The sequence below is a fragment of the Monashia sp. HAY1-5C genome (assembly GCF_056755255.1).
The window spans coordinates 1-229 of the sequence record NZ_JBPGXG010000902.1; the positions used below are offsets into that span (position 1 = coordinate 1).

The window sequence follows — 229 nt, forward strand, 5'->3', positions numbered from 1 at the left end:
GGATTGCGCGCGCACATGCGGACGAGATCAGGCAGGCCTATCACCTTTTCTTCGACCAGGATCAGCATTGTCTGAAGCAGGGTCTGCAAACCGGGCATGCCGCCAGGTATGTCGGCAAAGGCAGGATAGGTCATCGCCTTTTCCGCGGGGCTATGCGGCGCATGATCCGTGGCGACGATGTCTATCAGTCCGTCCGAAAGTGCAGCCCGCAGCGCCGCCACGTCGCGCG

General features: G+C 62.0%; 1 pseudogene. It reads right to left on the reverse strand.

What is annotated here, in order from left to right:
* A pseudogene (locus ACR9ZK_RS23900) lies at window positions 1-229 on the reverse strand (dihydroorotase); the annotation flags it as partial.